This window comes from Streptomyces sp. H39-C1 (genome assembly GCF_027158125.1).
Lineage (GTDB): Bacteria > Actinomycetota > Actinomycetes > Streptomycetales > Streptomycetaceae > Actinacidiphila > Actinacidiphila fildesensis.
In genome coordinates, this window is sequence record NZ_JAPVLS010000001.1 from 104924 (window position 1) to 131024 (window position 26101).

General features: G+C 69.1%; 24 protein-coding genes and 1 tRNA gene. 16 read left to right on the plus strand and 9 right to left on the minus strand.

Annotated features, from left to right (window positions below; translation table 11 throughout):
- Positions 1-4: 4 nt before the first annotated feature.
- The 4 genes from sigM (at position 5) to trxA (ending at position 3020) form a co-directional block, all read left to right on the plus strand.
- Entirely contained in the window at positions 5-682 is a 678-nt protein-coding gene (gene sigM / locus O3W51_RS00455) for an RNA polymerase sigma factor SigM (protein ID WP_138351165.1), read from the plus strand.
- On the plus strand, positions 679-1581 hold the full coding sequence (locus O3W51_RS00460; protein WP_244809287.1) for a hypothetical protein: 903 nt from the start codon (positions 679-681) through the stop codon (positions 1579-1581). Before sigM ends, O3W51_RS00460 begins: the two co-directional genes overlap by 4 nt.
- Positions 1582-1682: 101 nt before the next feature.
- Entirely contained in the window at positions 1683-2633 is a 951-nt protein-coding gene (trxB, locus tag O3W51_RS00465; protein ID WP_138351166.1) for a thioredoxin-disulfide reductase, read from the plus strand.
- 48 nt (positions 2634-2681) lie between these two features.
- Entirely contained in the window at positions 2682-3020 is a 339-nt protein-coding gene (gene trxA / locus O3W51_RS00470) for a thioredoxin (protein ID WP_138351167.1), read from the plus strand.
- Positions 3021-3116: 96 nt separating this feature from the next.
- On the opposite strand, the gene O3W51_RS00475 is transcribed toward trxA, so the two are convergent.
- From O3W51_RS00475 to rpmH, 9 genes are all read right to left on the minus strand, one after another.
- Positions 3117-3734: a GNAT family N-acetyltransferase gene (locus O3W51_RS00475; RefSeq protein WP_138351168.1), complete on the minus strand. Its 618-nt coding sequence runs from the start codon at positions 3732-3734 to the stop codon at positions 3117-3119.
- Between the two features lie 263 nt (positions 3735-3997).
- Positions 3998-5092, minus strand: a complete 1095-nt coding sequence (locus O3W51_RS00480; protein ID WP_138351169.1) for a ParB/RepB/Spo0J family partition protein — start codon at positions 5090-5092, stop codon at positions 3998-4000.
- Positions 5089-6138, minus strand: coding sequence for a ParA family protein (locus O3W51_RS00485; protein WP_138351170.1), 1050 nt, complete (start codon positions 6136-6138; stop codon positions 5089-5091). Before O3W51_RS00485 ends, O3W51_RS00480 begins: the two co-directional genes overlap by 4 nt.
- A gap of 233 nt (positions 6139-6371) precedes the next feature.
- A complete protein-coding gene (gene rsmG, locus O3W51_RS00490) occupies positions 6372-7136 on the minus strand; it encodes a 16S rRNA (guanine(527)-N(7))-methyltransferase RsmG (protein ID WP_138351171.1) in 765 nt (254 codons plus the stop codon).
- 102 nt (positions 7137-7238) lie between these two features.
- Positions 7239-7757 (minus strand): Jag family protein, encoded by a 519-nt coding sequence (locus O3W51_RS00495; protein WP_138351172.1) that lies wholly within the window; start codon positions 7755-7757, stop codon positions 7239-7241.
- A 26-nt stretch (positions 7758-7783) separates the two neighbouring features.
- Positions 7784-8923: a membrane protein insertase YidC gene (gene yidC, locus O3W51_RS00500; protein ID WP_138351173.1), complete on the minus strand. Its 1140-nt coding sequence runs from the start codon at positions 8921-8923 to the stop codon at positions 7784-7786.
- Between the two features lie 3 nt (positions 8924-8926).
- Positions 8927-9259: a membrane protein insertion efficiency factor YidD gene (yidD, locus tag O3W51_RS00505; protein ID WP_138351174.1), complete on the minus strand. Its 333-nt coding sequence runs from the start codon at positions 9257-9259 to the stop codon at positions 8927-8929.
- Positions 9256-9627, minus strand: coding sequence for a ribonuclease P protein component (gene rnpA / locus O3W51_RS00510; RefSeq protein WP_138351175.1), 372 nt, complete (start codon positions 9625-9627; stop codon positions 9256-9258). The genes yidD and rnpA overlap by 4 nt, the downstream gene beginning before the upstream one ends.
- A 19-nt stretch (positions 9628-9646) precedes the next feature.
- Positions 9647-9784 carry a 50S ribosomal protein L34 gene (gene rpmH, locus O3W51_RS00515; RefSeq protein ID WP_138351176.1) on the minus strand — a complete coding sequence of 46 codons (138 nt, stop codon included), beginning with the start codon at positions 9782-9784 and terminating at the stop codon, positions 9647-9649.
- A 396-nt stretch (positions 9785-10180) separates the two neighbouring features.
- Between rpmH and dnaA the strand changes: the two genes are divergently transcribed.
- The 12 genes from dnaA (at position 10181) to O3W51_RS00575 (ending at position 26097) form a co-directional block, all read left to right on the plus strand.
- Positions 10181-11953 (plus strand): chromosomal replication initiator protein DnaA, encoded by a 1773-nt coding sequence (gene dnaA, locus O3W51_RS00520; RefSeq protein WP_138351177.1) that lies wholly within the window; start codon positions 10181-10183, stop codon positions 11951-11953.
- An 833-nt stretch (positions 11954-12786) separates the two neighbouring features.
- A complete protein-coding gene (gene dnaN, locus O3W51_RS00525; RefSeq protein WP_138351178.1) occupies positions 12787-13917 on the plus strand; it encodes a DNA polymerase III subunit beta in 1131 nt (376 codons plus the stop codon).
- Positions 13918-13982: 65 nt separating this feature from the next.
- The gene (gnd, locus tag O3W51_RS00530) at positions 13983-14858 is read left to right on the plus strand and encodes a phosphogluconate dehydrogenase (NAD(+)-dependent, decarboxylating) (protein WP_138351179.1); all 876 of its coding nucleotides are present in this window, start codon (positions 13983-13985) and stop codon (positions 14856-14858) included.
- Positions 14859-14889: 31 nt separating this feature from the next.
- Positions 14890-16023: a DNA replication/repair protein RecF gene (gene recF / locus O3W51_RS00535; protein ID WP_164295672.1), complete on the plus strand. Its 1134-nt coding sequence runs from the start codon at positions 14890-14892 to the stop codon at positions 16021-16023.
- A complete protein-coding gene (locus O3W51_RS00540; protein ID WP_138351181.1) occupies positions 16020-16601 on the plus strand; it encodes a DUF721 domain-containing protein in 582 nt (193 codons plus the stop codon). The genes recF and O3W51_RS00540 overlap by 4 nt, the downstream gene beginning before the upstream one ends.
- Positions 16602-16858: 257 nt before the next feature.
- The gene (gene gyrB, locus O3W51_RS00545; RefSeq protein WP_138351182.1) at positions 16859-18892 is read left to right on the plus strand and encodes a DNA topoisomerase (ATP-hydrolyzing) subunit B; all 2034 of its coding nucleotides are present in this window, start codon (positions 16859-16861) and stop codon (positions 18890-18892) included.
- A gap of 41 nt (positions 18893-18933) precedes the next feature.
- Entirely contained in the window at positions 18934-21519 is a 2586-nt protein-coding gene (gene gyrA, locus O3W51_RS00550) for a DNA gyrase subunit A (protein ID WP_138351183.1), read from the plus strand.
- A gap of 3 nt (positions 21520-21522) precedes the next feature.
- A complete protein-coding gene (locus O3W51_RS00555) occupies positions 21523-22230 on the plus strand; it encodes a DUF3566 domain-containing protein (RefSeq protein WP_138351184.1) in 708 nt (235 codons plus the stop codon).
- A 62-nt stretch (positions 22231-22292) separates the two neighbouring features.
- Positions 22293-22366: transfer RNA gene (locus O3W51_RS00560), tRNA-Ile, on the plus strand.
- Positions 22367-22546: 180 nt separating this feature from the next.
- Positions 22547-22687 carry a DLW-39 family protein gene (locus O3W51_RS00565; protein ID WP_018559211.1) on the plus strand — a complete coding sequence of 47 codons (141 nt, stop codon included), beginning with the start codon at positions 22547-22549 and terminating at the stop codon, positions 22685-22687.
- A 186-nt stretch (positions 22688-22873) separates the two neighbouring features.
- Entirely contained in the window at positions 22874-24784 is a 1911-nt protein-coding gene (locus O3W51_RS00570; RefSeq protein ID WP_269282785.1) for a vWA domain-containing protein, read from the plus strand.
- Positions 24784-26097 (plus strand): hypothetical protein, encoded by a 1314-nt coding sequence (locus O3W51_RS00575; protein ID WP_269282788.1) that lies wholly within the window; start codon positions 24784-24786, stop codon positions 26095-26097. The genes O3W51_RS00570 and O3W51_RS00575 overlap by 1 nt, the downstream gene beginning before the upstream one ends.
- Positions 26098-26101 lie beyond the last annotated feature (4 nt).

Consider the following 26101-nt stretch of genomic DNA (forward strand, 5'->3'; position numbering starts at 1 on the left):
GCTTGTGGACGACGGCAGCAAGCCGGGGGAGGAGGCCAGCGACGCTGATCTCCTCGCCCGGCACGTCGCGGGAGACCCCGACGCCTTCGGGGAGATCGTCCGGCGCCACCGCGACCGCCTCTGGGCGGTCGCTCTGCGCACTCTGGGGGACCGCGAGGAAGCCGCCGACGCCGTCCAGGACGCTCTGGTGTCCGCCTTCCGTGCCGCCCACACCTTCCGGGGCCAGTCCGCGGTGACCACCTGGCTGCACCGGATAACCGTGAACGCGTGCCTGGACCGGGCGCGCAAAACCGTCTCCCGGCGCACTTCCCCCGTCGTCGACGAGGACCGCTTCGAGACGCTCCTCGAACCGCATGAATCCGCCGCCGCCCCCGCCGAGCGCGGCGAGCTCCACCGCGAACTGATCACCGCCCTGGCCACCCTGCCTCCCGATCAGCGCGCCGCCCTTGTCCTGGTGGACATGCAGGGCTACCCCGTCGCCGAGGCCGCCGCCGTACTCGATGTGCCGACCGGCACCGTGAAGAGCAGATGCGCGCGCGGCCGGGCACGGCTCCTTCCACTCCTCACTCATCTGCGCGCCGACCAGGGGAGTAACGCGGACCCAGGCCGGGGAAGGAACCGGACGGAGGGGACATCCGTCCCAGAGACGGCAACGGAAAAGGGCGGAGGTGGCCACCAGTGACTTCGACGACGGGGATGGACGCACACCCCGAGGTCTCGGAGATCTCGGACCTGGCCGAAGGCCTCCTTCCGCCGGGCCGCTCCGCGGACGTACGCGGCCATCTCGACGGCTGCGCGCTCTGCTCCGACGTGCGCACCTCGCTGGACGAGATCCGCAACCTGCTGGGCACACTCCCCGGCCCCCCGCGCATGCCCGCCGACATCGCCGGCCGCATCGATGCCGCACTCGCCGCCGAAGCACTGCTCGACTCGACGGCGCCCCCGGCTGTTCCACGTGAAACAGCCGACGCATCGGTTCCACGTGGAACAGCGGCGGCGGCCGATCGGCCCACCGGCCACTCTCCGGCCTCCACGGGACCCGGACGCGGCCACGCCCGCCCCCGGCGCCGCTGGGCCAGGACACTGCTCGTCACGGCCTCCACGGTCGCGGTCCTGGGTCTCGGCGGCGTCCTGCTGCACTCCGTCGACCTGACGTCGAACAAGACCAACGATTCGGCCAGAAAGGACGCGGGCGTTCACGCCACCGCGCGGCAGCCCGGCGAATCGCCGAATGTCGCCGAGGCCGGCAGCGCCCTGAAAGCGCGCGTCCATGAGCTCCTGGGTCTCCCGGCGCACGTCGTCAGCGGCAAGGATCCGCAGTCCCCGGCGCTCGGCTCCGACACCCCCGCCACCACGCCGCTGCGCACCCAGTCCGTCCCCCTGCCGCCGTGTGTGCAGAACGGCATCCACCGCTCCGAGCAGCCGCTCGCCTCCGCACACGAACCGTACGAGGGCACCGACGCGTATCTGGTGGTCCTTCCGCATCCCGGCGACCCGGCCCATGTCGATCTGTATGTCGTGGACGCCGGCTGCTCCACCAAGCCGGGCCGGGTACTTCGCCAGGACACGTACGCGCGCTGACGGCGTACCACTGCGGGAATGCTGGACCCTTAGGATCCGTTAGGCAGGACGAGAGTCCCGCCAGGGCCCCGCAGTAGTCGGTAGAGACGAGGAAGACACCCGTGAGCGACGTCCGTAACGTGATCATCATCGGATCCGGGCCTGCGGGCTACACCGCCGCGCTGTACACAGCGCGCGCCGCCCTGAAGCCGCTGGTCTTCGAGGGATCGGTCACCGCAGGCGGTGCGCTGATGAACACCACCGAGGTGGAGAACTTCCCCGGCTTCCGCGAGGGCATCCTCGGCCCGGACCTCATGGACAACATGCGCGCCCAGGCCGAGCGCTTCGGCGCCGAGCTCATCCCCGACGACGTGGTCGCGGTGGACCTCAGCGGTGACATCAAGACCGTCACCGACACCGAGGGCACCGTCCACCGGGCGAAGGCCGTCATCGTCACCACCGGCTCCCAGCACCGCAAGCTGAACCTCCCCAACGAGGACCAGCTCTCCGGCCGCGGGGTCTCCTGGTGTGCCACCTGTGACGGCTTCTTCTTCAAGGACCAGGACATCGCCGTCATCGGCGGCGGCGACACGGCGATCGAGGAAGCGACGTTCCTCTCCCGCTTCGCCAAGTCCGTGACGATCGTCCACCGCCGCGACAGCCTGCGTGCCTCGAAGGCCATGCAGGAGCGCGCCTTCGCCGACCCGAAGATCTCGTTCGTGTGGGACAGCGAAGTCGCTGAGATCCACGGCGAGAACAAGCTGTCCGGCCTCACGCTGCGCAGCACCAAGAACGGTGAGAGCTCGGAGCTGCCCGTCACCGGGCTGTTCATCGCCATCGGCCACGACCCGCGCACCGAGCTGTTCAAGGGTGTGCTGGAACTGGACGGCGAGGGATACCTCACGGTCGACGCGCCCAGCACCCGTACCAACATCTCCGGTGTCTTCGCCGCCGGTGACGTCGTGGACCACACCTACCGTCAGGCGATCACGGCGGCCGGCACCGGCTGCTCGGCCGCGCTGGACGCCGAACGCTTCCTCGCCGCCCTCGCGGACGCCGAGAAGACCGCCTGACCCTCACCAACCCTCTCCCCCACACGTATCAAGCCTGAGGAGACTGCCGTGGCCGGCAAGACCAAGATTGTGACCGACGCGACCTTCGCCGAGGAGGTCCTCGCCAGCGACAAGCCCGTGCTGGTCGACTTCTGGGCCGAGTGGTGCGGCCCGTGCCGGCAGATCGCCCCCTCCCTGGAGGCGATCGCCGAGGAGCACGCCGAGGACATCACCATCGTCAAGCTCAACATCGACGAGAACCCGGTCACCGCTGCCAAGTACGGCGTGATGTCGATCCCGACGCTCAACGTCTACAAGGGCGGCGAGGTCGTGAAGACCATCGTCGGCGCCAAGCCGAAGGCCGCCATCAAGCGCGATCTGGCGGACTTCATCGGCGACGCCGTCTGAGACGACGTCGTCCGGTTCCACCGTTCGACCGTTCCACGTGAAACAGGCCCGCTCCTCGAAGGAGCGGGCCTGTTCGCGTTCCGGGGTGTCCACACCTCACAGTGGCCTGAGGACCGGCTCCTTCTGGACGGCTCCCAGCAGCCGGTCGATCGCCATCTCGACGTCTTCCTTCCAGGAGATCGTCGATCGCAGCTCCAGCCGCAGCCGGGGATAACGCGGATGGGCGCGTACCGTCTTGAAGCCCACCGCGAGTAGGTGGTCGGCCGGCAGGACACAGCCCGGCTCGGCCCACTTGGCGTCGCCGAACGCCTCGACCGCTTTGACTCCACGGCGTACCAGGTCCTTGGCGACCGTCTGCACCAATACCCGCCCGATGCCCTGCCCCTGGTACCCGGGCATGATCCTGGCGGTCATCAGCTGCACGGCGTCCGGTGACACCGGACTGGTGGGAAAGGCCATGGAGCGCGGGACATACGCCGGCGGCGCGTAGAGGACGAAGCCGGCCGGGACGTCGTCGACGTACACCACCCGGCCGCACGAGCCCCACTCCAGCAGGACCGCGGAGATCCAGGCCTCCTTCTCCAGCTCCGGCTTGCCCGCCTGCACGGCGGCCTCACCGCTTACCGGATCGAGTTCCCAGAAGACGCACGATCTGCAGCGCTTGGGGAGATCCGAGAGGTTGTCCAACGTGAGCGGAACGAGCCGACGCCCCATACGGCCAGGCCCTCATTTCTGTCGCGAACCAAACTGCCCACGAATCCCCCCACCGCCCCCAAGCCCAGTCCCGCTGCTACGAGAGCGGCCATGTGCCGCTCGTGCTCCAGTCCGACCTTCGACGCACGCATGGGCTTCCCTCCCCAGAGAGGCTCCCTACCCCTACGCATCGTAGTCTCGCCCCCTGTCCCAGGACACTGAGGACAAGCAAAGAGCGGGTGGTGTTCCGGCCGGAACACCACCCGCTCCCCTGAACGGCGGACTCATTCGACGTCGTCGTCGGACTCCTCGTCGAGCCTGCTCTCCAGGACCTTGCCTTCACCGGGGGCCATCGTCCCCAGGATCCGCTCCAGATCCTCTATCGAGGCGAACTCCACCACGATCTTTCCGCGCTTCTGCCCCAGGTCGACCTTCACCCGGGTGTCGAACCGGTCCGACAGCCGGGTGGCGAGATTGGTCAGCGCCGGGGAGACCCGCCGTCCGGCCCTCGGGCCCACCGCCTTCTTCGCGCTCTGCGGCTCGGCGTTCATCAGGGTGACGATCTCTTCGACCGCCCGCACCGACAGCCCCTCGGCCACGATGCGGTGCGCCAGCAGATCCTGATCCTCCCCGTCCTCCAGGGAGAGCAGAGCGCGCGCGTGTCCGAAGGAGATCACTCCGGCCGCGACCCGTCGCTGCACGGGTGCAGAGAGCTTCAGCAGGCGCAGCGTGTTGGAGACCTGGGAGCGTGAGCGCCCGATCCGGTCGGCCAACTGCTCATGCGTGCAGGCGAAGTCGCGCAGCAGCTGGTCGTAGGCCGCCGCCTCTTCCAGCGGGTTCAGCTGGGCGCGGTGCAGGTTCTCCAGGAGCGCGTCCAGGAGAAGCTTCTCGTCCTCGGTCGCCCGGACGATGGCCGGGATGTTCTCCAGACCGGCCTCCCGGCAGGCCCGCCACCGGCGCTCGCCCATGATGAGCTCATAGCGCTCCGGCCCCGCCTGTCGCACGACGACCGGCTGGAGCAGGCCCACTTCCTTGATGGAGGTGATGAGCTCGTTCAGCGCCTCTTCGTCGAACACCTCACGGGGCTGACGCGAGTTCGGCGTGATCGAGTCGATCGGCAGCTCGGCGAAGTAGGCGCTCGGCGCCGGGGGCGCTTCGGCTGCCGGCGGATCCGGCTCTGTTTCACGTGAAACCGGGATGTCCACCGTCGGCGGAGCATCCTGGGCTCTGGAGTTCAGACCGGCGACCTTGGTGGCCGCCAGCAAGCTCCGGTCCGCGGTCAGCAGCGGTACCGCTGACGGCGATGTACCCGCCGATGACGGTGCCGCCGGGATCAGCGCGCCTAGACCACGGCCGAGCCCTCTGCGTCGATCACTCACTGGATCCCCTCCGACATGCTGTGCTGATCATGCTCATTGGTGCCCTCGGCGCCGCGCAACGCCATCTCACGCGCCGCTTCGAGGTAGGACAGTGCCCCGCTGGAGCCCGGGTCGTAGGTCAGCACGGTCTGGCCGTAGCTGGGTGCCTCCGAGATCCGGACCGAGCGCGGGATGCTCGTGCGCAGCACTTCCTTGCCGAAGTGGGTACGCACCTCATCCGCGACCTGCGCGGCGAGCCGGGTCCGGCCGTCGTACATGGTCAACAGGATGGTTGATACATGCAGCTTGGGGTTGAGATGAGCGCGGACCAGATCCACGTTCTTCAGCAGCTGCCCCAGGCCTTCCAGCGCGTAATACTCGCACTGGATCGGGATGACCACCTCGGCGCCGGCCACCAGAGCGTTGACGGTGAGCAGGCCGAGCGACGGCGGGCAGTCGATGAGGACATAGTCCAGCGGCTGCTCATAGGCCTCGATGGCCCGCTGCAGCCGGCTCTCCCGTGCCACCAGGGACACGAGCTCGATCTCGGCACCGGCGAGGTCGATCGTGGCCGGCGCACAGAACAGCCCCTCGACATCGAGGACCGGCTGTACGACCTCGGAGAGCGGTCGGCTCTCCACCAGGACGTCATAGATCGACGGCACATCGGCATGGTGGTCGATGCCCAGCGCCGTGGAGGCGTTGCCCTGGGGATCGAGGTCGATCACCAGCACCCGCGCCCCGTGCAGGGCGAGCGATGCGGCAAGGTTGACCGTGGTCGTGGTCTTCCCGACCCCGCCCTTCTGATTGGCCACCACCATCACTCGGGTCTGAGCCGGCCGAGGGAGCCCCTCGCCGGCCCGACCGAGCGCTTCGACCGCCAACTGGGCGGCGCGACCGATGGGGGTGTCGTCCATCGGGGGCAATGTTTCACGTGAAACATCACCCCCGAATGATTCCGAACGGGGACCGGGGACCGGATCGGTCATCGGCCCCGCGATGTTGGCGTCGGACCGCAAGGATTCACTCTCCTCGACTACAGGCTCGCAATGCACAGAGCCTGCCATGCTTTCGGGGTCGTGAACCAGCGAGGCCCGACTGCCTGTGGATGAATCCACCTCATGGGCCGACTTTGAGGGCTTCTTGGCGCGCGCCTCAGCCGCGGCACGACCGCGGCTGAGGACTCCTGGGAGCAGGGAGCGACGTTTCACGTGGAACACGATGCACAGCGATGTGCCCGTTATCCCGGAGACACTCCGGATTATGTCGTTTTGGCCGTTTGTATGGAGTAGAACGCGCCTCAGTACCGGCGCCGGCCCGAGTTCTTCGCCGCCCGGCTGGCTCGCGCCGCCTTCGCCCTGCGCGTCGCCGCCCGCACGCCGCCGGGGCTCTCCCCGACCACGACCCGCACCACCGTCGACAGCGGATCCACCACGCCCTCGCCGACCTGCACCACCGAGCTCTCCACGGCACCGAGCCGGCCGAGCGCGGCCCGCGCCGCCTTCAGCTCCTCCTCGGCCGTGTCCCCCTTCAGAACGGCCATCTCGCCGTGCGGACGCAGCAGCGGAAGCCCCCAGCCGGCCAGCCGCTCCAGCGGGGCCACCGCGCGGGCCGTCACCACATCCACCGCCGGGAGCTTGCCCACCATCTCCTCGGCACGCCCCCGAACCACGGTCACATTGGACAGCGCCAGTAGCTTGACCACCTCGTCGAGGAACGTGGTCCGCCGCAGCAGCGGCTCCAGCAGGGTGATCTGCAGATCAGGGCGGGCCAGCGCCAGCGGAATCCCGGGCAGTCCCGCCCCGGAGCCCACATCGCACACCGTCATGTCCTGCGGGATCACCTCGGAGAGCACCGCACAGTTCAGCAGATGCCGCTCCCACAGCCGGGGCACCTCACGAGGACCGATCAGCCCCCGGCGCACCCCCGCGTCGGCCAGCAGCTCCGCATAGCGGACCGCATCGGCGAAACGCTCGCCGAACACTGCCTGCGCCTGCTCGGGCGGTGCGGGAAGTTCCGCCGCCGCCTCCGCCGCTGCCTCCGTCACGAGGACTGTCCTTTCCATCGATCCCGTTGCCGCACACCGCGACTTCCAGGCTTACAAGGATCGGCCCCGTCCGCGAGCAGACGGGGCCGACTGAGCCGTACCGGGCCGTGCCCGGCCCGATCAGACCGGAAGCACGACCACCCGGCGCTCGGGCTCCTCGCCCTCGGACTCGCTGCGCAGCCCCGCGGCGGCGACCGCGTCATGCACGACCTTGCGCTCGAACGGCGTCATCGGGTCCAGCTTGACCGGCTGCCCGGTGTCCTTCGCCTCGTCCGCCGCCTTGGCGCCCAGCAGCGCCAGCTCGGTCCGCTTACGGGCCCGGAAGCCACCGATGTCCAGCATCAGCCGACTGCGGTCGCCGGTCTCCCGGTGCACCGCGAGACGCGTCAGCTCCTGCAGTGCCTCAAGCACCTCGCCGTCCCGCCCGACCAGCTTGTTCAGGTCACGGCTGGAGGAGTCGCCGACGATCGAGACAGCAGCTCGCTCGCCCTCGACATCCATGTCGATGTCCCCGTCGAGGTCCGCGATGTCGAGCAGACCCTCCAGGTAGTCGGCTGCGATCTCGCCTTCCTGCTCAAGGCGGGACAGGCGATCGGCGGAGCCGCCGTCGGTCACAGTGGTGCTGTTGCCTTCCGTCACGGATGGGCTCCTCATCAGGTTCTGCACTACTTCTTGGACGGGTGCTTGGGGCGCTGCTGACCCTTGCGCTGTCCGCCCTTGGACGTTCTGGGGGAGCCGGACGCGGTGGAGCCGCCGGACGGCTTGGCGTCCTCGGGCTCCTTCTTCGTCAGGCTCGGCTTGTCACCGGTCTTGTCCGAAGCGGCCGAGGCCGACGATCCGGACGCGGAACCCTGAGCGGCGCCGGCGGCCGTCGTACGGCGCGCCTTGGTCTGCCGCTTCGGCTGCTGGCGGTTGGCGCGGGCGACCTCGACGGCCTCCTTGGCCGCGATCTCCTCGGGCGGCTCCACCAGCTTGCCCTTGGCCCGCAGCCGGTCCTGGCGCTGCTTGAAGGCCAGGCTGCCCGGCGTCGGGTTCCGGCGGATGACGAACATCTGCTGGCCCATGGTCCACAGGTTGGTGGTCAGCCAGTAGACGAGGACACCCACGGGGAAGTTGATACCCATCACGGCGAACATGACGGGGAAGACGTACATCAGCATCTTCTGCTGCTGCATGAACGGCGTCTTGACCGTCATGTCGACGTTCTTCGTCATCAGCTGGCGCTGCGTGTAGAACTGCGACGCCGACATCATGACGATCATGATCGCGGTGACGACCCGGACGTCGGTGATGGAGGCACCCAGCGCCGCGACCTTGTCGGAACTCTCGGTGAACTTGGCCGCCAGCGGAGCACCGAAGATGTGCGCCTTCTTGGCGCTGTCCAGCAGCGGCTGGTTGATCGCACCGATCGTGTCGCCGTTGGCGATGCTGCTCAGCACGCGGTACAGGGCGAAGAAGAACGGCGACTGGGCGATGATCGGCAGGCACGAGGAGAGCGGGTTGGTACCCGTCTCCTTGTACAGCTTCATCATCTCTTCGGACTGTCGCTGCTTGTCGCTCTTGTAGCGCTCCTGGATCGCCTTCATCTTCGGCTGGAGCGCCTGCATGTTGCGGGTCGACTTGATCTGCTTCACGAACAGCGGGATCAGACAGATCCGGATCAGGACCACGAGCGACACGATGGACAGGCCCCAGGCCCAGCCACTGTCGGCGCCGAAGATCTTCCCGTACACCGAGTGGAACTGGACGATGATCCAGGAGACCGGCGTGGTGATAAAACTGAACAGATTCGAGATCGTGTCCACTAATCAGGCTCCTTGAGCATGGGGCGAGGTCTCTGCGGCCGGGCTGGTCTCAGCGACGGCGGAGGGACCGCCCTTGCTGTTGCGCAACAAGTTGCGCAGCCGATCGTGCCACGGGGGGCGTTTACGTGGCGGAACATGATCGACACCACCGGGCGACCACGGATTGCACCGCAGGATGCGCCAGGCGGTCAGTGCCGACCCCTTTACCGCTCCATGCACGTCGATGGCCGTGTACCCGTAGTGCGAGCAGGAGGGGTAGTACCGGCAGACCGGGCCCAGCAAGGGGCTGATGGTCCACTGGTACACCTTGATCAGCGCCAGCAGTGGGTACTTCATCGCGCAACCCCTCCCAGCAGCCGCTGCAGGGCGGCGTCCAGGTCGCGGGCCAGCTGTGCATGGTCAGCACCACCCGCTCCGGGCAGCGCTCGTACGACTACCAGGCTACCGGGGGGCAGCAGGGCCAGCCGCTCGCGTACCAGGTGCCGCAGCCGGCGCTTCACAAGGTTGCGCTGCACGGCTCCGCCGACTGCTTTGCTCACGACGAAACCCGCACGTGCCGGGGGAGTGATCCCCCCCGATACGTGCGGGTCCATGGTCTCTGCCTGCAGATGGACAACCAGAAGCGGGCGACCCGCTCGGCGTCCTCGGCGTACCGCTGCCGCGAAGTCCTGGCGCCGCCTCAGCCGATTCTCGGTGGGCAGCACGGCATGTGACCTGTTGCGATCAGGCGGACAGGCGGGCGCGGCCCTTGACGCGGCGCGTCGCCAGGATGGCGCGGCCTGCACGCGTGCGCATCCGCAGACGGAAGCCGTGGGTCTTGGCGCGGCGGCGGTTGTTCGGCTGGAAGGTGCGCTTGCTCACTCGGGGGCTCCAGGGAAAATCGGATGAGGCGGGACGTCGCCTGGCTGTCACCGTGCGCCCACGAAAAACTCGCGGACCATTTAGGTGCACCGCTTGACGATCTTCCAGGGGGTCCCGGTAGATCCTCGCCCATCGGTAGGCAGGCGGCAGCAGCCATCGACAACTCGACCTCGATACGGTACGTGCGGTTGACCCATCCGGTCAAACCGGGGTCACCTGGGGCTCCGTTTGTGCACAGCCTGTGGACAACGACTTGAACCACTGGGCCTGCGCTGACTACCGTGGCCGAACTCGGGCATCTACCGCACACCCGACCCGACATCCTTCCCGTCCGTCCCAAGAACCACACCTTCGTGGGATTCCTCGGCACCACCAGCGACTGAGAGAGCGTGCACTGTGGCTGACGTATCTGCCGATCTAGCCGCAGTGTGGCCCCGCGTACTCCAGAAGATCCTGGTGGAGAGCGAGGACCTCAAGCCGAAGGACGCGGAGTGGCTCAAGCGCACCCAGCCGCTCGCCCTCGTCGCGGGCACCGCGGTGCTGTCCGCCCCGAACGAGTTCGCCAAGAGCGTCCTCGAAGGGCGCCTGCTGCCACTGATCACCGAAGTCCTCAGCCGTGAGTTCGGACACCCGGTCGGCATCGCCATCGCCGTCGCGTCCGGCGGCGACCAGGACGGTCCGGCGCCGGCCCCGCAGGAGCCGGTCCAGGAGCCCGCTCCGTACGGCCAGCACCGGCGGGAGTACGACGAGTCCTACGACCGGCCGCAGTCCGACCGCCCGTCCCACGACGACGGCCCCCGGATGCGCCGGGCCTACCCCGACCACCCGCCAGGACGCCCGGGCACCGACGAGTGGCCGCCCCGGCCCGCCGCCGACGACCCCTGGCAGCAGCCGCGGCTCGGCGGCTTCCAGGAGCGCGACAGCTACCAGAGCGACCGGGACCGCTACCCGGCGGACCGCGACCGTGAGTCCTATCCGCCGGCGCCGCAGTCCGGCTACCGGTCGCAGCCGCCGGAGCGCGACCGGCACGACTCGGGGCGCCACGACTCCGGACCCCGGGACGGACACCGCGACCAGCAGGGCCGCCACGACCAGGCGCCCCCCGGCCGCAGCAGCCAGGGCAGTGCCCCGAACGAGCCGACCGCCCGGCTGAACCCGAAGTACCTCTTCGACACCTTCGTCATCGGCTCGTCGAACCGGTTCGCGCACGCGGCGGCCGTGGCGGTCGCCGAGGCGCCGGCCAAGGCCTACAACCCGCTCTTCATCTACGGGGAGTCCGGGCTCGGCAAGACCCACCTGCTGCACGCCATCGGGCACTACGCGCGGAGCCTCTACCCCGGCACCCGGGTGCGGTACGTGAGCTCGGAGGAGTTCACCAACGAGTTCATCAACTCCATCCGCGACGGGAAGGGCGACACCTTCCGCAAGCGGTACCGGGAGATGGACATCCTGCTGGTCGACGACATCCAGTTCCTCGCGAGCAAGGAGTCGACGCAGGAGGAGTTCTTCCACACCTTCAACACCCTGCACAACGCGAACAAGCAGATCGTGCTCTCCTCCGACCGGCCGCCCAAGCAGCTGGTCACCCTCGAGGACCGGCTGCGCAACCGCTTCGAGTGGGGCCTGATCACGGACGTCCAGCCGCCCGAGCTGGAGACCCGGATCGCGATCCTGCGCAAGAAAGCGGTGCAGGAGCAGCTCAACGCCCCGCCCGAGGTGCTGGAGTTCATCGCCTCGCGTATCTCGCGGAACATCCGCGAGCTGGAGGGCGCGCTGATCCGCGTCACCGCGTTCGCGAGCCTGAACCGGCAGCCGGTGGACCTGCAGCTCACCGAGATCGTCCTCAAGGACCTGATCCCGGGCGGCGAGGACTCGGTGCCGGACATCACCGGGCCCGCGATCATGGCGGAGACCGCGGCGTACTTCGGTCTGGCCGTGGACGACCTGTGCGGATCCTCGCGCAGCCGGGTGCTGGTCACCGCCCGTCAGATCGCGATGTACCTGTGCCGTGAGCTGACGGACCTGTCGCTGCCGAAGATCGGCGCGCTGTTCGGCGGCCGCGACCACACGACGGTGATGCACGCGGACCGCAAGATCCGGGCGCTGATGGCCGAACGGCGGTCCATCTACAACCAGGTGACCGAGCTGACGAACCGCATCAAGAGCTGATCCTGAGCGCGTCCAGGGCCCGTCCAGGGCTCGGACAACGGCCTCAATCACGGCCTCAATGACAGCTGAAGCACGGTGGAAACGTTCAGCGCCCCGGGAGTCGAACTCCCGGGGCGCTTCTTTTTGTTCGAATCCCGGGTCCTGACCGGGGCTTCTCCACAGGTTGGGCCGGAAACGGCCGTCCACACCCTGGGGACTGGGAAGTTGTCCCAACTGCCTCCACAGGCAGGCCCGCTGCATACTCATCAGGCGAGGTCAGTGGGTTGTGGATTTGTGGGAAACCTTCGTCCACAGCCTGTGGACAGAGATTGTGGTTACCGGTCGGTCCGGAGGTTGTCCACCGGCCGCCCACAGCCTGAAGGGGGTTGTACACAGCTTCTCCACACGTTTGTCCACTGTTCGGCAACAAAACGGCGTCTGTCCCCGGGGAGAGTGAACCGCGTCACACCAAGGGGGTGGATTGGGCTGGGGAGAACCCGGGTATTTCTGGGGACAGTGCTGGGGAGAAGTGGGGGTCCCCTGTGTATGCGGTGTGCACAACTTCTGGCTGTCCACAGAAGCGGGTGGTTATGCACCGCCTCCGCCCACAGGCGCGGTGGATAAAAAACGTGCTCTGACCTGCGCAGGAACCACTTATCCACGGTATCCACAACACCTATTACTACGACTACGTATAGATAACTGGGAACCTGCTTGGAAGCATGGGCTGTGAACAACTCGGGCCGGAGCCGCCCGACACCGCCCTGCCCGGCTTGACCTCAACCCGCACCGACTGTCGGCGGCGGCTGTCAGACTGTTCACCGACAGCCAGCAACAAGCAGGAGGCGGTTCCGGTGAAGATCCGGGTGGAGCGCGACGTACTCGCCGAGGCAGTGGCTTGGGCAGCCCGCAGCCTTCCGGCCCGTCCCCCGGTACCGGTCCTCGCCGGACTGCTGCTGAAGGCGGAGGAGGGCAGGCTCAGCCTCTCCGGCTTCGACTACGAGGTCTCGGCCCGGGTCGCGGTCGACGCGGAGGTCGAGGAGGACGGCACGGTCCTCGTTTCCGGCCGCCTGCTCGCCGACATCACGCGGGCACTTCCCAACAGGCCTGTGGAGATCTCCACCGAGGGCTCCCGGGTCACCGTGGTCTGCGGCAGCTCGCGATTCACACTCCACACCCTGCCTGTGGAGGAGTACCCGGCACTGCCCGCGATGCCGGTCGCCTCCGGCACGGTGCCCGGTGAGGTCTTCGCCGCCGCGGCCGCCCAGGTGGCCATCGCCGCCGGCCGTGACGACACCCTCCCGGTGCTGACCGGTGTGCGGATCGAGATCGAGGGCGACACGGTCACCCTCGCCGCCACCGACCGCTACCGCTTCGCGGTCCGCGAGTTCATGTGGAAGCCCGAGCAGGCGGACATCTCCGCGGTCGCCCTGGTGCCCGCCAAGACCCTGCTGGACACCGCCAAGTCCCTGACCAGCGGAGACACCGTCTCCATCGCGCTGGCGGGCTCCGGCGCCGGTGAGGGCCTGATCGGCTTCGAGGGCGCCGGGCGCCGCACCACCACCCGGTTGCTCGAAGGCGACCTGCCCAAATACCGCACGCTCTTCCCGACCGAGTTCGCCTCGGTCGCCGTCATCGAGACCGCGCCCTTCGTCGAGGCCGTCAAGCGCGTCGCGCTGGTCGCCGAGCGGAACACCCCGGTGCGGCTGAGCTTCGAGCAGGGCGTCCTCACCCTGGAAGCCGGCTCCAGCGACGATGCACAGGCTGTGGAGCGGGTCGACTCCAAGCTCGACGGCGACGACATCTCGATCGCCTTCAACCCGACGTTCCTGCTGGACGGGCTCAGCGCGATCGACTCGCCGGTCGCCCAGCTCTCCTTCACCACCTCCACCAAGCCCGCGCTGCTCAGCGGCCGCCCGGCGGTGGACGCGGAGGCGGACGACGCGTACAAGTACCTGATCATGCCGGTGCGCCTCTCCGGCTGAGCCGGTCGCGCGGGGCCGTCGTAGGCTCGGTCTAGGTCAGGCACGCTTCGAACGAAGGATCTGTGATGGAGCTCGGTCTCATCGGTCTCGGCAAGATGGGCGGCAACATGCGCGAGCGCATCCGCCGCGCGGGCCACACCGTCATCGGCTACGACCGGAACCCGGACGTCGCCGATGTCCACAGCCTCAAGGAGCTTGTGGACACCCTCAAGGGTCCGCGGGTCGTGTGGGTGATGGTCCCGTCCGGTGCGGCCACCCAGTCGACCATCGACGAGCTGGCCGGCCTGCTCTCCCCCGGCGACATCGTCGTCGACGGCGGGAACTCCCGCTGGACCGACGACGAGAAGCACGGCGAGGAGCTGAAGGCCAAGGGCGTCGGCTTCGTCGACTGCGGCGTCTCCGGCGGTGTCTGGGGCCTGGAGAACGGCTACGCGCTGATGTACGGCGGCTCCGCCGAGGACGTCGCCAAGGTGCAGCCGATCTTCGACGCGCTCAAGCCCGAGGGTGAGTTCGGCTCGGTCCACGCGGGCAAGATCGGCGCCGGCCACTTCGCGAAGATGGTTCACAACGGCATCGAGTACGCGATGATGCAGGCCTACGCCGAGGGCTGGGAGCTGCTGGAGGCCGTGGACTCCGTCACCGACGTCCGCGAGGTCTTCCGCTCCTGGCAGGAGGGCACCGTCATCCGCTCCTGGCTGCTCGATCTGGCGGTCAACGCGCTGGACGACGACGAGCACCTGGAGAAACTGCGCGGCTTCGCGCAGGACTCGGGCGAGGGCCGCTGGACGGTGGAGGCCGCGATCGACAACGCGGTGCCGCTGCCGGCGATCACCGCATCGCTGTTCGCCCGTTTCGCGTCCCGCCAGGACGACTCCCCGCAGATGAAGATGATCGCGGCGCTGCGTAACCAGTTCGGCGGCCACGCGGTCGAGAACAAGTAGTAGTCATTACCGGGGAGGCCGGCGCACAGCCATGCACGTAGCGCACCTGTCGCTAGCCGACTTCCGTTCTTACGCCCGGGTCGAGGTACCGCTCGACCCGGGCGTCACCGCTTTCGTGGGCCCCAACGGGCAGGGCAAGACGAACCTCGTCGAGGCGGTCGGGTACCTGGCCACGCTGGGCAGCCACCGGGTGGCCTCCGACGCGCCGCTGGTGCGGTCGGGGGCGGAGCGCGCGGTGGTCAGGGCCCAGGTGGTGCAGGGCGACCGCCAGCAGCTCATCGAGCTGGAGATCAATCCGGGCCGGGCGAACCGGGCCCGGATCAACCGTTCGAACCAGGTCCGGCCGCGCGATGTGCTGGGCATTCTGCGGTCCGTGCTGTTCGCGCCCGAGGACCTCGCCCTGGTGAAGGGCGACCCCGGAGAGCGCCGCCGGTTCCTCGACGAACTGCTCACGACCCGCACCCCGCGGCTGGCGGGTACCCGTTCGGACTACGAGCGGGTGCTGAAACAGCGCAACACGCTGCTGAAGAGCGCGGCGATGGCCCGCAGGCACGGCGGCAAGGGCGGGGACCTGTCGACGCTGGACGTCTGGGACCAGCATCTGGCGGGCGTCGGCGCGGAGCTGCTCGCGCAGCGCCTGGACCTGACGGCCGCGCTGCAGCCGCTGGCCGACAAGGCGTACGAGCAGCTGGCTCCCGGGGGCGGTCCTGTCGCGTTGGAGTACCGCAGTTCGATCGGCGAACGACTCGCCGGAGCGAGCGGCCGGGAGGAGTTGTCCGGGCTGCTGCTGGAGGCACTGGGCGAGTCCCGCAAGCAGGAGATCGAGCGGGGGGTGACGCTCGTCGGCCCGCACCGTGACGATCTGCTGCTGAACCTTGGCCGGCTGCCGGCGAAGGGCTACGCGAGCCACGGCGAGTCCTGGTCGTACGCGCTGGCGCTGCGGCTGGCGTCGTACGAGCTGCTGAGCGCGGACGGCAGGGAGCCGGTGCTGATCCTGGACGACGTCTTCGCCGAGCTCGACGCCAAGCGCCGCCGGCGGCTGGCCGAGCTGGTGGCGCCGGGCGAACAGGTACTGGTCACCGCGGCTGTGGAGGACGATGTGCCGGATCTGCTGGCAGGGGCGCGATTCGCCGTCGAGCAGGGCGCAGCGGAGCGTGTGTCATGAGCGGGCAGCTGCCGGCGGACGGCCGGGACGCGGGAAAACCGGCCGCACCAGGAGCACCGGACGCGGACACCCCGGGCGACGGGCTGTCCGGCGTCGACCTGGCGCGGGTCGCGCTGCGCGCCGCCAAGGAGCAGGCGCGGGCGCGGGGCGCGGCGACGCAGCAGAAGAAGCAGGCGCGCCGCGGGGGCCTGCGCAGCGGTGCGCGCGCCGACGGCCGGGATCCGCTGCCGCTGGGTGCCGCGATCAGCCGGTTGATCACCGAGCGCGGCTGGGAGGCGCCGGCCGCGGTGGGCGGGGTGATGGGCCGCTGGCCGCAGATCGTCGGTGAGGACATCGCGCAGCACTGCGAGCCGGCGAAGTACGACGAGGAGGAGTGCGTCCTGACGGTGCAGTGCGACTCGACGGCGTGGGCGACGCAGCTGCGGCTGCTGGCTCCGACGCTGGTGGCGCGGCTGAACAGCGATCTGGGCCATGGCACGGTGAAGTTGATCAAGGTGCTGGGCCCGATGGGGCCGCCGCGTACCTACGGCCGGCTGCGCGCGCCGGGCAGCAAGGGCCCGGGCGACACATACGGGTGAGAGCCGTGGGTCCGCTGAGACCCTGCTCACCGTAGTCGAGGGTTGACAGCCGGAAGCCCTGGACGCCTGCGTGAGCCGTTTCTGGCCCTGGTCCACGTGTAGGGAGTCGGGTGAGTGCGGTTCAGGACGGCACGTGGGAACTCAGGTACCGGCAAACACCCATTCATGTCGGCGCTACCGGTAGACTGATACGTAAGCCGCCCAGTCGCGGTACATGTCGAACGACGCAGCCGATCCCGCTCGGCGGGAGACGGCTCGTGCTGTGCCAGAAAGGGCGCTTCGTGGCCGATTCCGGCAACCCCAACGAGAACTCCAGTCCGGTCTACGACGGCAGCGCGATCACCGTGCTCGAGGGCCTCGACGCGGTCCGTAAGCGTCCGGGCATGTACATCGGCTCCACCGGTGAGCGCGGCCTGCACCACCTCGTCCAAGAGGTGGTCGACAACTCGGTCGACGAGGCCCTCGCCGGGCACGCGGACACCATCGACGTGACGATCCTGGCGGACGGCGGCGTGCGCTGCGTCGACAACGGCCGCGGTATCCCCGTGGACATCGTCGCGTCCGAGGGCAAGCCCGCCATCGAGGTCGTCATGACCGTGCTGCACGCGGGCGGCAAGTTCGGCGGCGGCGGCTACGCCGTCTCCGGCGGTCTGCACGGCGTCGGCGTCTCGGTCGTCAACGCGCTGTCGACGAAGGTCACCGTCGAGGTCAACCGCGACGGCTTCCGCTGGACGCAGGACTACAAGCTGGGTGTTCCGACCGCTCCGCTGGCGAAGAACGAGCCGTCGTCCACCACGGGCACCACGGTGACGTTCTGGGCCGACCCGGACATCTTCGAGACCACCGAGTACTCCTTCGAGACGCTGTCCCGGCGGCTGCAGGAGATGGCCTTCCTCAACAAGGGCCTGACGATCACGCTGACCGACGAGCGGGAGTCGGCGAAGGCCACCGTCGGCGCCGAGACGGTCGAGGAGCCGGAGGACGCGCCCCGGGTGCGTGCGGTGAAGTACTACTACCCCGGCGGCATCGTCGACTTCGTGAATCACCTCAACTCCCGCAAGGGCGAGCTGATCCACCCGACCGTGATCGACATCGAGGCGGAGGACAAGGAGCGGCTGCTCTCCGTCGAGGTGGCGATGCAGTGGAACACCCAGTACACCGAGGGTGTCTACAGCTTCGCGAACACGATCCACACCCATGAGGGCGGTACGCACGAGGAGGGCTTCCGTGCGGCGCTCACCGGGCTGGTCAACCGCTACGCGCGCGAGAAGAAGTTCCTTCGCGAGAAGGACGACAACCTCGCTGGCGAGGACATCCGCGAGGGTCTGACGGCGATCATCTCGGTCAAGCTGGGCGAACCCCAGTTCGAGGGCCAGACGAAGACCAAGCTGGGCAACACCGAGGCGAAGACCTTCGTGCAGAAGGCCGTGCACGAGCACCTCACGGACTGGCTGGACCGCAACCCGAACGAGGCCGCGGACATCATCCGCAAGTCGATCAACGCGGCCACCGCGCGGGTCGCGGCCCGCAAGGCGCGTGACCTGACCCGTCGCAAGGGGCTGCTGGAGAGCGCGTCGCTGCCGGGCAAGCTGAGCGACTGCCAGTCGAACGACCCGACGAAGTGCGAGATCTTCATCGTCGAGGGTGACTCGGCCGGTGGTTCCGCGAAGTCGGGCCGTAACCCGCAGTACCAGGCGATCCTCCCGATCCGCGGCAAGATCCTCAACGTCGAGAAGGCGCGGATCGACAAGATCCTGCAGAACACCGAGGTCCAGGCGCTGATCTCGGCGTTCGGCACCGGTGTGCACGAGGACTTCGACATCTCGAAGCTCCGCTATCACAAGATCATCCTGATGGCGGACGCCGACGTCGACGGTCAGCACATCAACACCCTGCTGCTGACGTTCCTCTTCCGCTTCATGCGCCCGCTGGTCGAGGCCGGCCATGTGTACCTGTCGCGCCCGCCGCTCTACAAGATCAAGTGGAGCCGGGACGACTTCGGGTACGCGTACTCGGACCGCGAGCGCGACGCGATGATGGAGATCGGCCGCCAGCAGGGCAAGCGGGTCCGGGAAGACGCGATCCAGCGCTTCAAGGGCCTCGGCGAGATGAACGCCGAGGAGCTGCGGATCACCACCATGGACATCGACCACCGTGTGCTCGGCCAGGTCACCCTGGACGACGCCGCGCAGGCCGACGACCTGTTCTCGGTGCTGATGGGTGAGGACGTCGAGGCGCGGCGCTCGTTCATCCAGCGCAACGCCAAGGACGTCCGCTTCCTCGACATCTGAGTCGGCCCCACCGCCGCCGCCCGAAAGGACTTTGACCAGCAATGGCCGACGAGAATCCCCCTGTGACGCCCGACGACGAGGCGGCCGTGCCCGCCGATGCCGAGATCTCCACCGTGCGCATCGAGCCGGTGGGCCTCGAAACGGAGATGCAGCGCAGCTACCTCGACTACGCGATGTCCGTCATCGTGTCGCGTGCGCTGCCCGACGTCCGTGACGGCCTCAAGCCGGTGCACCGCCGGGTGCTGTACGCGATGTACGACGGCGGCTACCGGCCCGAGAAGGGCTTCTACAAGTGCGCCCGTGTCGTCGGTGACGTCATGGGTACGTACCACCCGCACGGCGACTCCTCGATCTACGACGCCCTGGTCCGCCTCGCCCAGCACTGGTCGATGCGCATGCCGCTCGTGGACTCCAACGGCAACTTCGGTTCCCCGGGCAACGACCCGGCCGCCGCCATGCGGTACACCGAGTGCAAGATGATGCCGCTGTCGATGGAGATGGTCCGCGACATTGACGAGGACACCGTCAATTTCCAGGACAACTACGACGGCCGTAACCAGGAGCCGACGGTCCTCCCGGCGCGCTTCCCGAACCTGCTGGTCAACGGCTCCGCGGGCATCGCGGTCGGCATGGCCACCAACATCCCGCCGCACAACCTCCGCGAGGTCGCGGCCGGTGCGCAGTGGTACCTGGAGAACCCCGAGGCCTCGCACGAGGAGCTGCTGGACGCGCTCCTGGAGCGGATCAAGGGCCCGGACTTCCCGACCGGCGCGCTGGTCGTGGGCCGCAGCGGCATCGAGGACGCGTACCGCACGGGCCGCGGCTCGATCACGATGCGCGCCATCGTCAATGTCGAGGAGATCCAGGGCCGCCAGTGCCTGGTGGTCACGGAGCTTCCGTACCAGGTCAACCCGGACAACCTCGCGCAGAAGATCGCCGACCTGGTGAAGGACGGCAAGGTCGCCGGCATCGCCGACGTCCGCGACGAGACGAGCTCGCGCACCGGGCAGCGCCTGGTCGTGGTGCTCAAGCGCGACGCGGTCGCCAAGGTCGTGCTGAACAACCTGTACAAGCACACCGACCTGCAGACCAACTTCGGCGCGAACATGCTGGCGCTGGTCGACGGCGTGCCGCGCACCCTGTCGATCGACGCGTTCATCCGGCACTGGGTGACGCACCAGGTCGAGGTCATCGTCCGCCGTACGCGTTTCCGGCTGCGGAAGGCCGAGGAGCGGGCGCACATCCTGCGCGGTCTGCTCAAGGCGCTGGACGCGATCGACGAGGTCATCGCGCTGATCCGGCGCAGCAACACGGTCGAGATCGCCCGTGAGGGCCTGATGGGCCTGCTGTCGATCGACGAGATCCAGGCCAACGCGATCCTGGAGATGCAGCTGCGGCGCCTCGCGGCCCTGGAGCGGCAGAAGATCGTCGCGGAGCACGACGAGCTGCAGGCCAAGATCAACGAGTACAACGCGATCCTGGCCTCGCCCGAGCGGCAGCGGCAGATCATCAGCGAGGAGCTGGCGGTCATCGTCGACAAGTTCGGCGACGACCGGCGCAGCAAGCTGATCCCCTTCGACGGTGACATGTCCATCGAGGACCTGATCGCCGAAGAGGACATCGTCGTCACGATCACGCACGGCGGTTACGTCAAGCGCACCAAGACCGAGGACTACCGGTCGCAGAAGCGCGGCGGCAAGGGCGTACGCGGCGCGAAGCTGAAGCAGGACGACATCGTCGACCACTTCTTCGTCTCCACCACGCACCACTGGCTGCTGTTCTTCACCAACAAGGGCCGCGTCTACCGGGCGAAGGCGTACGAGCTGCCGGACGCCGGGCGGGACGCCCGCGGCCAGCACGTCGCGAACCTGCTGGCGTTCCAGCCGGACGAGAAGATCGCCCAGATCCTCGCGATCCGGGACTACGCGGCCGTGCCGTACCTGGTGCTCGCCACCAAGGCGGGCCTGGTCAAGAAGACCGCGCTCAAGGACTACGACTCCCCGCGGGCCGGCGGCGTCATCGCCATCAACCTGCGCGAGGCCGCGGACGGTTCGGACGACGAGCTGATCGGTGCCGAGCTGGTGTCGGCGGAGGACGATCTGCTGCTCGTGAGCCGCAAGGCCCAGTGCATCCGGTTCACCGCGACGGACGACGCGCTGCGCCCGATGGGCCGTGCCACGTCGGGCGTGAAGGGCATGAGTTTCCGAGAGGGCGACGAACTGCTCTCGATGAATGTGGTCCGGCCGGGTACGTTCGTCTTCACCGCCACGGACGGCGGGTACGCCAAGCGCACCAAGGTGGACGAATACCGCGTCCAGGGGCGTGGCGGACTCGGTATCAAGGCGGCGAAGATCGTCGAGGACCGCGGTTCCCTCGTCGGGGCGCTGGTGGTCGAGGAGACGGATGAGATCCTCGCCATCAGCCTCAGCGGTGGAGTGATTCGTACGCGGGTCAACGAGGTCAGGGAGACGGGCCGTGACACCATGGGCGTCCAACTGATCAACCTTGGCAAGCGGGATGCCGTCGTCGGTATCGCCCGCAATGCCGAGGCTGGGGCAGAGGCCGATGAGGTCGACGCCGAAGAGGCCGAGGGCGACCAGCCCGTGGCCGCTGAAATCGAGGAGTAGGCCGTGAGTGGAGCCACGGGCGCCGCTGCTGGTGGGACGACAGGCCCGGACCGGCCGCAGGCGGCCGCCCAGGCCGGTGCCGGCGGTGCCCCTGGCTCCTCCACGGACAGCGGCCCGCATCAGGGGGGATCCACCGTGACTGACACACGTCCGCCGCACCATGCGGGCCCGCTTCAAACGTATGGCGCGGGGGTGCCCGGTGCGCCGGAGCAGCCTCCGCACCAGCCCGCGCAGGCGTACGCGCCGCCGGCCGCTCAGGGGGCCGGCGTGGGGGCGCCGGCCGCCGCGGGCGTCCGCAGGCCGCGTCCCGCCGCCCGTACCGTCCCGCGGACGCGCAAGGCGCGGCTGCGGGTCGCCAGGGCCGACCCCTGGTCGGTGATGAAGGTCAGTTTCCTGCTCTCCATCGCGCTGGGCATCTGCACGATCGTGGCGGTGGCGGTGCTGTGGATGGTGCTGGACGCGATCGGCGTCTTCAGCACCGTCGGCAGCACGATCAGCGACGCGACGACGGCGGAGGGCGGTGGCAGTGGCAGCGGTGGTTTCGACCTGGTGTCCTTCCTGTCGCTGTCCCGCGTCCTGGTCATCACCACGGTCATCGCGGTGATCGATGTGGTCCTCGCGACGGCGCTGGCCACCCTCGGTGCCTTCATCTACAACATGTCCGCGGGCTTCGTCGGGGGCGTCGAGCTGACCCTCGCCGAGGACGAGTAGCCGGGCGCCGGATTCCGATTTTGGGACATGGCCTGTGGTGCGCTAATCTTTCGTTGCAGCGCGGGCCTATAGCTCAGACGGTTAGAGCGCTTCCCTGATAAGGAAGAGGCCACAGGTTCAAGTCCTGTTAGGCCCACCGCGTTGAACGGCCCGTACGGATCCTGATCCGTACGGGCCGTTTGCTGTCTCCGGCGGGCTGTCCGGCTGCTGTCCGGTACGGCAGTTGGAGCGGGTGCAGGTCACCGTTCGGTATCGGCCGGTGTGTATAGTCGGGCGCGTCAGGGCTCTCCCAATCCAAGAAGGACGAGGTCGCGCGGTGAAGAAGTTTCTCCTGGTGGCACTGGCCGCCATCGGCGGGCTCCTCGTGTACCGCCAGATCCAGGCGGACCGCGCCGAGCAGGATCTGTGGACGGAAGCGACCGACTCCGTACCGGCAGGTTCCGGCGCGAGCGTCTGAGACGCCGAAGTGCTCCGAGGCCCCGACCGCACAGCGGTCGGGGCCTCTTGCTGTGCCGGCCGCCCGCTCCGTGAGGGGTCGCCCGCTGTTGCGGGACCGTGACGGGAAACATCTTGAGTTTGCTCACGCAAATCAATACCTTCGCGGTAGCAAACAAAGCCGGGTCCGGTCGAGGGGGAGCACAGCATGCAACGACCACAGTGGCGCGTGGCTGCCGGGGCGGTGAGCGGCGGACTGCTGATCTCCGTCCTCGCGGTGCTCGGCGGGCCGGCGGCCGCGCAGGCCGCCGTACCGGCCGCGGACGACAGCCTGATCATGGTGTTGGACTCGTCCGGATCGATGGCGGGGCCCGACGGCTCGGGCGGCACCCGGATCGAGTCGGCCCGCAAGGCCGTCAACACCGTCGTGGACACCCTGCCGGACGGTCACAGGACCGGGCTGCGGGTCTACGGCGCCGGAAAGCCGCACGGCTGCGACGACACCCAGCTCGCCGAGCCCGTCGTCCCGCTGGACCGGGACGCGATGAAGCGGGCCGTGGCGGCCGTCCAGCCCAAGGGGGACACCCCGACCGCCCTGGCGCTGACCCGGGCCGCGGGCGACCTGCCCAAGGACGGCCGGCGCACGATCCTGCTGATCTCCGACGGCGAGTCCAACTGCGGGGCGCCCAAGCCCTGCGAGGTGGCGGCCCAGTTGGCCGGGGACGGGATCGGTCTGCGGATCGACACCATCGGCTTCCAGGTGAAGGGCGCCGCCCGCGAGGAGCTGGAGTGCGTCGCCCGGGCCGGACACGGCGCCTACTACGACGCCCCCGACGCCGCGGCGCTCGCCCGGCAGCTGGTGCGCGCGTCCCAGCTCAGCGCCGACGCGTACCGCTTCGACGGCACCCGCATCACGGGCGGCGCGACGGCGGCGTGGGCGGCCGCCATCGGGCCGGGGCAGTACCTGGACACCATCGGGCCGGGAGAGACCCGCTGGTACGCGGCAGGCCTGGACGCCACCGCCACCGCGGACCTCGCGGTGACCGCGGTTCCGCAACCGGGCGTGAAGGTCGGCTACGGCGACGGCATCGAGCTGAAGGCGGCGTCGGCCGGCCAGTACGCGTTCACCTGCGACACCGGATCCGCGCACTTCGGGCAGGACGAGGGCGCGATGATCGTCACGGCGGCGGTGAGCCGGGTGCCCACCGCCAAGGGCGACGGCAGCTGCGACAAGGCCGGTCAGTACCTGCTCTCGGTGCACCGGACGAGCGCCCCTGGCTCCGACCAGGGCCGGTGGCCGATCGAGATCCGGTACGGGAGCGAGGCACCGCTCAAGGCCGGGACCACGCCCGCGGCCGCCGAGACCGAGTACGGCGACAAGCCCGCGCCGCTCGCCGGCGACCCGAAGGACATCACGGGCGGCACCGGCTTCAACGACGCGGCCGCGCTCACCAAGGGCGTCTGGCGCGACAAGCTGCTGCCCGCGCAGACGCGCTTCTACAAGGTGCGGCTGGGCTGGGGACAACAGCTCAGCTATGCGGCCGAGTTCGCCAACGAACCGGTGCTGGACGACGCGTCCGCGGCCTCCGTCTGGAGCTACGTCGAGACGGGGACGTACGGGCCGGGCCGGCAGCCGGTGCGCGACGCCTCCGGCGGCGACGACCACCGCAGCTACACCGGCAAACTCCTGTCCGTGGGGCTCGGGACGGTGCCGGTGACCTGGACCAACCGCTGGGTCGTCGGCGGCTCGGCCGCCGCGGTGCACAGCGCCGGGGACTACTACATCGCCGTGTCGCTCGGCCCGAAGGCCGCGCGGCTGGCGAGGAACGCGGCGGTCGGCGTCGTCCTGCGGGTCAATGTGACGGGCGACGAACTGGCCGGGCCGCAGTACCAGGCACCGGCGCTGGCCAAGGGCCAGGCCAAGGACGATGCCGCAGCTTCCGACAAGGGCGGCGATTCGGCCGCGGGCCGCGACAGCGGCGGCTCGGACGGGGGAGGATTCAGGACCGGATTCATGACCGGCAAGGACATGATCGCGGCAGCAGCGGGCGGGGCGGTCGCGCTCGCGGCCGTCGGCGGGGTGGCGCTGGTGCGCCGGACGAAGAGGGGCGGAGCGTAATGCGCGGACGCGGACTGTGGGTGGCGGTGGCCGGCGTGACGCTCGCCGGGCTGCAGGGCACGGCACTGGCGGACGCCGCCGTGCCCGTGTGGCAGCCGCAGGGCACGGCGGTGAAGGGCGCGGCCACGACGGCCGAGGCCCAGGCGCTCACCCCGGGCGGCACCTACAAGGACACCCTCAAGGTGGGTGACACCAAGTACTACGGCGTGGACCTGGACGCGAAGTCCTCGGCGTACCTGTCGGCGTTCGCCATTCCGAAGCCGGGCGCCAAGGTCGCCTACGGCGACGGCATCGACCTCAAGCTGCAGAGCGCCGACGGCACCGACTGCGACAGTTTCGACGCGCACTTCGACAACGACGGGGCTGCGCGGCCGGTCGGCGGCTACACGGCGCGGACCATCGAGAAGGACGGGCGGTGCCAGGAGGCCAACCGCTACACCCTGGAGATCAAGCGGGAGAGCGCCGGGACGTCGGACCCGGCCGAGTGGCCCGTCGAGATCCGTTTCATGTCGGAGCCGGCCCTCAAGGCCGACGCCAAGCCCGCGCCCGCCTCCAGCGCCACGGAGGCGTCTCCGACGCCGGTGACCGGTACCCCCAAGCCGGCGCAGGGCGGCACGAGCTTCGACAATGCGGCGGCCATCAAGAGCGGCATCTGGAACGACAAGGTGCTGCCCGGCGAGACCCGCTTCTACAAGGTGCCGGTGGACTGGGGCCAGCACGCGGTGCTCTTCGCCGACTTCGCGAACGCGCCCGCGGCCAAGGAGAACGGCTTCCAGAGCGCCGGAGTGCGGGTCGACGCGTACAACCCCGCCCGCGGCCACATCGACGACGACACGGAGTCCTACGCCGGCAAGCAGACGTCGATCACCGGCCAGACCGTACCGGTCTCGTACGCCAACCGGTTCGAGAGCGGCAGCAAGGTCTCGGCCACCCGGTTCGCCGGCTGGTACTACTTCGCGGTCAGCGTGCACCCGGGCGTCAAGGACGTCGTGAACGGGCCGATCGGCGTCACCCTGCGGCTGGACGTCAAGGGCGCGGTGGCCCCTTCGCCGGGGTACGACGGGGACGCGGCCAAGGCCGGGTTCGGCATCGGCGGGGACGACCTGGCGAAGGCCGACGGGACGGCGACGGGTGGCGGTTCGAGCTCCTCCACGATGCGGCTGGTGGCGTTCGCGGCGCTCGGGGCGGGCACGGTGCTTCTGCTGAGTCTGGCGGTGTGGGTGGTGGCGGCGCGGCGGCGGCCGCGCGTTGCGGCTGCGGCTCAGTCGCCGCAGCCGCCGCAGTCGGGGTACGGGCCGCCGCCTGCTTGGTAGCTGA

Excerpts from the sequence above, each read along its gene's own strand:
- recF (WP_164295672.1), top strand. The coding sequence starts at position 14,890 with ATGCACGTAGCGCACCTGTCGCTAGCCGACTTCCGTTCTTACGCCCGG.
- O3W51_RS00540 (WP_138351181.1), top strand. The coding sequence starts at position 16,020 with ATGAGCGGGCAGCTGCCGGCGGACGGCCGGGACGCGGGAAAACCGGCC.
- yidD (WP_138351174.1), bottom strand. The coding sequence starts at position 9,259 with ATGAAGTACCCACTGCTGGCGCTGATCAAGGTGTACCAGTGGACCATC.
- O3W51_RS00485 (WP_138351170.1), bottom strand. The coding sequence starts at position 6,138 with ATGGCAGGCTCTGTGCATTGCGAGCCTGTAGTCGAGGAGAGTGAATCC.
- O3W51_RS00570 (WP_269282785.1), top strand. The coding sequence starts at position 22,874 with ATGCAACGACCACAGTGGCGCGTGGCTGCCGGGGCGGTGAGCGGCGGA.
- rsmG (WP_138351171.1), bottom strand. The coding sequence starts at position 7,136 with ATGGAAAGGACAGTCCTCGTGACGGAGGCAGCGGCGGAGGCGGCGGCG.
- O3W51_RS00575 (WP_269282788.1), top strand. The coding sequence starts at position 24,784 with ATGCGCGGACGCGGACTGTGGGTGGCGGTGGCCGGCGTGACGCTCGCC.
- gyrA (WP_138351183.1), top strand. The coding sequence starts at position 18,934 with ATGGCCGACGAGAATCCCCCTGTGACGCCCGACGACGAGGCGGCCGTG.
- O3W51_RS00475 (WP_138351168.1), bottom strand. The coding sequence starts at position 3,734 with ATGGGGCGTCGGCTCGTTCCGCTCACGTTGGACAACCTCTCGGATCTC.
- gnd (WP_138351179.1), top strand. The coding sequence starts at position 13,983 with ATGGAGCTCGGTCTCATCGGTCTCGGCAAGATGGGCGGCAACATGCGC.